The following is a 5,871-nucleotide window of genomic DNA, read 5'->3' on the forward strand; positions in this document are numbered from 1 at the left end:
CCTCGCCCCCGGGCAGCCGGTCACGTCCGGCCCCGGGCGAGCGGTCAGGCCCCGGCCGCGGGGAGGCGCGCGCCCCGCCGGTACGGACCGCCCCACCCCCACGCCGCGTACAGGGCGTCGGCGAACGCCGCGGCCACCTTGTGCTCGCCCGACGGGCTCGGATGGGTGCCGTCGTACGTGTCGGTGCGCAGTTCGTACGGGTCGGGGGCGGCGGCCAGCACCAGCGGGGACTCCGGCCGGTGCAGGTCCCGCACCACCTGCGCCAGCAGGGCGTTGAAGTCGGCGCACTGCGCCGCGAACGACGGGTCCTTCTCCGCCCGGATGTTCGGCAGCACCGGGAGCAGCACCGCGCGGACACGCGGGTTCGCGGCGCGCGCGGACGCGAGGAACACCCGCGCGTTGTCCGCCGTCTGCGCGCTGTTCGTGTAGAACCCCAGGTCGATCAGGCCCAGCGACACCAGCAGGACATCCGCACCCGTCTCCGCCACGGTCTCCCCGACGAGCGGCGCCATGTGCACCCAGCCCTCGCCCCAGCCGGCCAGGTGCCGCTGCGCCTCCGGCGGGAACTCCGGGTCGGCGTACGCGGACGAGACGGCGGCGTCGGCCTCCGCGTCGTACAGCGCCGTGCGCGGCCCCACGACGGCGTACCCGCCGGGGCCGAGGTACGCCTCAAGGTGCTGCCACATGCGGTAGCGCCAGGTGTGTTCGCCCGCGCTCCCGATGGTCATGGAGTCGCCGACGAACATGAAGCTGGGACGCATGCGCGCCATCATGGCCGGTCAACGGCCCGGAACGCCACGTGACCATGGACACTGGGAGCCATGCGCATGCGCCTCGCCCCCCGTGCCGTCCCGGCCGCCGTCGCCGCCGCCCTCGCCGGCCCGCTGCTCCTCGCGCCCGCCGCCGCCGCTGACGACGGCGACGGCTTCACGCTCAAGGACCCGCGCATCACCGAGTCCAGCGGGCTCGCCGCGAGCCGCGCCCACCCGGGCGTCTACTGGACCCACAACGACCAGGACGAGCCGCGCGTCTTCGCCGTCGACTCCCGCACCGGCGAGACCGTCGCGACCGTCACCCTGCGCGGCGTGGGCAAGCCCCGCGACATGGAGGCGGTGTCGGTGGGGCCCGACGGACACGTGTACGTGGGCGACATCGGCGACAACCTCAACGGCTCGTGGCCGCACGTGTGGATCTACCGCTTCCCGGAGCCGGAGCGGCTGCGGGACCAGGTCGTGGACGCCGTGCAGTACACGGTGACGTACGAGGACGGGCCCCGGGACGCCGAGGCGCTGATGGTGCACCCCAAGACGGGGCGGGTGTACATCGCGTCCAAGAACGAGGACGGCGGGGGCCTCTACGAGGGCCCCGCCAAGCTCAGCCCGCAGGGCCGCAACGTGTTCCGGCGCGTCGGCGAGGTGCCGTGGGTGACCGACGGCGCGTTCTCCCCGGACGGGACGCGGCTGGTGCTGCGCTCCTACTTCAGCGCCCGCGGCTACGCGTGGGAGGACGGGCGGCTCGGCGCCGACGAACGCGTACGGGGGCCGATCCAGCCGCAGTCGGAGTCCGTCACGTACACGGCGGACGGGTCGGCGCTGCTGTTCGGCAGCGAGGGCGAGCAGAGCAAGGTGGTGCGGGTGCCGGTGGAGGGTTCGGGCGCGGCACCGTCCACCCCGGCAGGCGGCGGCACGGACGCGACCGGCGGCCCGTCGGGCCCCGGCGGCGCCACCGGCACCGGCGACGGCGGCAGCGGCACGGGCCTCACCCTCGGCGCGGTCGCCCTCGCCGCCGCCCTCCTCTTCGGCGCACGCCGCCTGCGCCGCGGGCGCACGGGGGACTGAGCCGGGACCGCTGCTACCGGAGCCTGGGCGTCGGCGTCGGTCGGCCGTGCGGCGCTTGAGCAACCCGCGCCGACCGGACCTGGCGACCAGGTCCCGAGGTGGACCTCGCTTCCGCTGCGCGACTCCCGCTGGACAGTGAGCCCCGGGTGCGGAGCGCTACAACACGTCGCACTCGATCTCCATGTACTCCTTGCGGAGCGTGTCGATGATCGCGTGGGATGCGGGCAGCTCGACTCCGTCGATCGCACTGACGGCACGGACGCCGATGGCCGCGTTGGTGGCGAATGCGGCTCGCATGTTCGTCAGGTCGTCCAAGCGGAGTGAGCGGGTTTCGTGGTCGTGCGTCGCTTTCAGGAGGTCCATGGTCACACCGACGAGGCAGTCGGCATTCGGCCAGATCACTCGGCTTCCGTCGAAGAAGCCGATGTTCCAGGTGCCTCCCTCCGAGATCCCGCCCTCCTGGTCGCTGAAGAGGGCGTCGTCGAATCCGTGCAGCTGGGCCTGCCTGCGGTGGTGCAGGGTCGCGAAGAGGCCGACGCTCTTGACGCTCGGTACGTCGCGTACGTAGGTCGTGGACCACACCCTGAGCGGAGGAAGCGGGAGGTGGCCCGCCGGCCGGGAGGTCACCAGGAGGTGCGGGTCGTCGGCCTTGTTCGGATGACCGAGGTCGAGGCTGGGTCGAACACGGTGACGCGGACCGTGGTCGATCCGGTGGCGGGAGCGGCACGCCTGGCCAGCTCGCGTACGCGCTCCGGGTCGAGGTCAGTGCCGAAGAGCGTTCGGCAGTCGCGCTGAAGCCGCGCCATGTGCAGAGACAGGCCGCGTACGCGCCCGTCGTCCACGCGCATGGACGTGAAGTGGCCGTAGTTGGTCAGGGCCAGGTTCTGAAGCTGGGCCGGCTCGACCGGTTCTCCGTTGAGTTCTGCCATGCGGGCCAGCGTGTCACCTGGTTCACGCCTCGCAGCCATGAACGGCCTGGTAGGGCGCCTAACTGATCGTTTCAGAATGAGTCGAACTGCGGGTCTTGTGTTCGACGATCTTGGTCGGCAGGGTGTCGGGGTACGTGCTGATCTTGTTCCTGACGACCTGTGGGAGCGGGTGGCCCCGCTCTTACCGCCCGCTCCCGAACGGCGCCGTCGGCATCCTGGACGGCTTCGCGTTCCGGCCAGGGCGGCTCTCGCCGGCATCATGTATGTCCTGCGGACCGGAGTCGCCTGGCGGGACGTCCCGGCCGAGACCGTGGGCTGTTCCGGTGTGACGGCCTGGCGTCGGCTGCGGGACTGGACCGAGGCCGGCGTCTGGCCTTGCCTGCACGCCGCCCTGTTGACTGAGCTTTGTCACGCTGGCCTGCTGGACCTGGACGAGTGCTCCGTGGACGGGTCGCACGTCCGGGCTCTCAATGGGGGATCACGTCGGCCCCTCGCCCGTCGACCGCGCCCGCCCCGGTTCCAAGCACCACGTGATCGTCGACCGCCACGGAACCCCACTCGCCGTCACCCAGACCAGCGGCAACCGGCACGACGTCACCCATCTCCTGCCCCTGCTCGACGCCGTCCCGCCAATCCGAGGTCTGCGAGGACGTCCCCGCCGCAAGCCCTGGCGCCTGTACGCCGACCGGGGCTACGACTTCGACAAGTACCGCCGTCTGCTGTGGAAGCGCGGTATCAAGCCGATGATCGCCCGATGCGGCGTCGCGCACGGCTCCGGACTGGGCAAGGTGCGGTGGGTGGTCGAGCGCGCCTTCGCCTGGCTGCACCAGTTCAAGCGGCTCCGCATCCGCTACGAACGACGCGCGAATCTCCATCAGGGCCTGCTCGAACTGGCCTGTAGCCTCATATGCCTGCGCCGCCTCCGAACTCATTCTGAAAGATCAGTAAGGGGTGGCATGCCGGAGTCGGTGACAGGATAGCGAAGACGGTCTCCTGCCCTTACGAGCTGCCCTCAGGTGAGGTCGAAGGTGACGTTCCCAGAGCCGTCCCAGTCCGGCGCCTCCGTGAGCGTGAAGGTTCCATCCCCTGCCTCGACGACTCGCACCATGATCCCTCCGCGGTCCTCACCGGGAAGCGCAATGGAGAAGTGGGGATCCATCTCCATGAGGAAGTCCCAGCCCTCGCGCTGGATCACGTCAAGGGTGTTGGCATGCCGACCGGTTGCCCGCCACTGGCCGACCGCGTCGACAGCGACGGTGATGTCGATGTCGTACATCTCAAGGCAAGTCGACTGGTTGGCCCACCATTCGAGGCGGCCCTGACCCACGAATCGATCCATGAGCACACTATGCAACTGTGCAGGCCGACCAGGCGAGCGTGCACGGCTGCTGGCCGTCGTGGGGCAGGCCCCGAGACAGAACTACATGGGGCAGACCGGACAGGTCCTCGCCTCATCCGACAGCGCCCAACATGCCTTCGCCGCCTCGCGACCTCATTCTGAAACGATCAGTTAGAGGGCGCTTCCCGTAAGCCGCACGCCTTTACCTGCGGCCGACCGACCGGCCCCGCGTGCCACGGCCCCCGTGCCGCCCGCCCCCCGGGGGTCAGCCGCAGGTCACCGTGGGGCCGTCGATCATCGCGCCCGCGACCTGCTGCCCCCGCGGGGTCCAGTAGCCGAGCTTGGCGACGACCGTGGAGCAGGGGGCGCCCGGCGGCAGGGTGGCGTGGACGGTGACGGTGGCGGGGCGGCCCGGCTGGAGGTCGGTCAGTGCGCAGTCCACGGCGTGCGGGGAACGCTCGGTCGACGGGTAGCGGCCGGTGAGGGGGTTGATGCAGCGCACGTCGGTGGAGACGAGGCGGATGCCGGTGGCGGCTTCCCCGATGAGGCCGAGGCGGGCGCTGCCGTCACCGTCGTCGCTGACCCGCTCGACGGTGTACGTCAGCGTGGTCGTCGCCCCGGGGCGCAGCTCCGCCGGGGCGACCTCGATGCGGTGGGACGGCTCCGGGAGGGGCGTGGCGAGCGTGAAGGTGCCGGTGACCGTGCCCGCGGCGGTGCCGGAGCGGCGGGTGTCCGCGACGCGGACCTCGGCGGTGATCTCGTACGTGCCGGGGCCCGGGTACGCGGCGCGGGCGCCGAGCGTGCCGGAGCCCGCGGGCTCCTCCCCGCGCCGCGCGGTCCAGGTGCCGGAGGTCGTGCAGGCGCAGTCGGCGGAGGCGGTCACCGTCATCGACGCCCCGCCCGGGGTCACGCACAGCCCGGCGGCGACCGGCCGCCCGTCGGCGGAGCGCAGGGACGCGGCGGGCGCGCAGACGGTGGTCCCGGGGGCCGCCGCCACGCGGGCTGCCGGGGCCGGTGCGGGGACGGTCGCGGCGGGAGCGGCGGCCGTGCCGGACGGCGGTGCGGCCTCCGCCGGAGGCGTGCAGAGCAGCGCCGCGGCCGCGGCGGTGACGGCGGCCGCGGCGGCGGCCAGGGCGGTACGGGCGGGTGCGAGGCGCACGGCTTCCTCCTGCTGCGGTCCGGCGGATTCCCCACCCGATCCTGCGGTCCCGTGCCCGACCGCGCCCGCCGGGTGGTCCATCGGGAGGTCCGCGTCGCGCCCGTCGGGCGGGCGGGGCGGTCAGGGGGGCGCGGTGCCTGGCAGGTGGGTGGTCAGGACGCCTGCGTCGCGCCTGCTGGGCAGGCGGGCGGAGGCCCGTGCAGTACCTGATGGGTGGGCGGTCATAAGGCACGTGCTGCGCCGGCCGGGTGGGGGCAGGAGGTTTGCGCTGCGCCTGACGGTGGGCTGTGGAAGCCGCGTCGCGCCCGTCACGCGGCTGGTGGCGACCGTCAGGAGGTCCGCTCCGTGCCCGTCTGCGGGTCCGTGCCGTGCCCACCTGGTCTGCCGTCAGGAGGTGTCTTCAGCGCGCTCGGCGACCAGCACCTCGGGGCCGCCGACGAGGATCCGCAACCAGGATGCGCGCAGTGGTCGAAGCCGCGGAGGGACGCCGGTCGGCGACAGGCGGTCTTCCGGGTGGCCGTGCGTGCGGCATTTGTACGACGCGCGGGAAGCCGCACCTGGCGGTGCGCCGCTTCCTGCGCCTCGGGCGCTGAACGGCACGCCGCC

6 protein-coding genes and 1 pseudogene are annotated in these 5,871 nt (G+C 72.7%); 2 read left to right on the forward strand and 5 right to left on the reverse strand.

The window, feature by feature from the left end:
• Nucleotides 1–44: 44 nt before the first annotated feature.
• Nucleotides 45–761, reverse strand: a complete 717-nt coding sequence (locus tag BJP40_RS04395; RefSeq protein WP_071278727.1) for a GDSL-type esterase/lipase family protein — start codon at nucleotides 759–761, stop codon at nucleotides 45–47.
• Nucleotides 762–827: 66 nt separating this feature from the next.
• On the opposite strand from BJP40_RS04395, the gene BJP40_RS04400 reads away from it, so the two are divergent.
• A complete protein-coding gene (locus tag BJP40_RS04400) occupies nucleotides 828–1,838 on the forward strand; it encodes a hypothetical protein (protein WP_071278743.1) in 1,011 nt (336 codons plus the stop codon).
• Nucleotides 1,839–1,994: 156 nt separating this feature from the next.
• Here BJP40_RS04400 and BJP40_RS04405 read toward each other — a convergent pair.
• Nucleotides 1,995–2,767: pseudogene (locus BJP40_RS04405) on the reverse strand (aminotransferase class IV family protein).
• 76 nt (nucleotides 2,768–2,843) lie between these two features.
• Between BJP40_RS04405 and BJP40_RS31345 the strand changes: the two are divergent.
• Nucleotides 2,844–3,747, forward strand: a protein-coding gene (locus BJP40_RS31345; protein ID WP_107416700.1) for an IS5 family transposase whose coding sequence is annotated in 2 segments (ribosomal slippage) — nucleotides 2,844–3,241 and nucleotides 3,240–3,747 — 906 coding nt in all. Because the reading frame shifts where the segments join, the coding sequence is not laid out codon by codon here.
• 32 nt (nucleotides 3,748–3,779) lie between these two features.
• Here the strand turns inward: BJP40_RS31345 and BJP40_RS04415 are convergent.
• From BJP40_RS04415 to BJP40_RS34825, 3 genes are all read right to left on the reverse strand, one after another.
• The gene (locus BJP40_RS04415; RefSeq protein WP_071278745.1) at nucleotides 3,780–4,106 is read right to left on the reverse strand and encodes a hypothetical protein; all 327 of its coding nucleotides are present in this window, start codon (nucleotides 4,104–4,106) and stop codon (nucleotides 3,780–3,782) included.
• 265 nt (nucleotides 4,107–4,371) lie between these two features.
• Nucleotides 4,372–5,265: a hypothetical protein gene (locus BJP40_RS04420; protein ID WP_143065883.1), complete on the reverse strand. Its 894-nt coding sequence runs from the start codon at nucleotides 5,263–5,265 to the stop codon at nucleotides 4,372–4,374.
• A gap of 387 nt (nucleotides 5,266–5,652) precedes the next feature.
• Nucleotides 5,653–5,871 (reverse strand): hypothetical protein (locus tag BJP40_RS34825; RefSeq protein WP_218153187.1); only part of this gene is annotated, 219 nt, incomplete at its 5' end.

It is taken from the genome of Streptomyces sp. CC53 (genome assembly GCF_001865245.1).
In the GTDB taxonomy this organism is placed as follows: domain Bacteria; phylum Actinomycetota; class Actinomycetes; order Streptomycetales; family Streptomycetaceae; genus Streptomyces.

Coding starts and splice junctions, on each gene's coding strand:
- BJP40_RS04395 (WP_071278727.1), bottom strand. CDS start 761: ATGCGTCCCAGCTTCATGTTCGTCGGCGACTCCATGACCATCGGGAGC.
- BJP40_RS04400 (WP_071278743.1), top strand. CDS start 828: ATGCGCCTCGCCCCCCGTGCCGTCCCGGCCGCCGTCGCCGCCGCCCTC.
- BJP40_RS04415 (WP_071278745.1), bottom strand. CDS start 4,106: ATGGATCGATTCGTGGGTCAGGGCCGCCTCGAATGGTGGGCCAACCAG.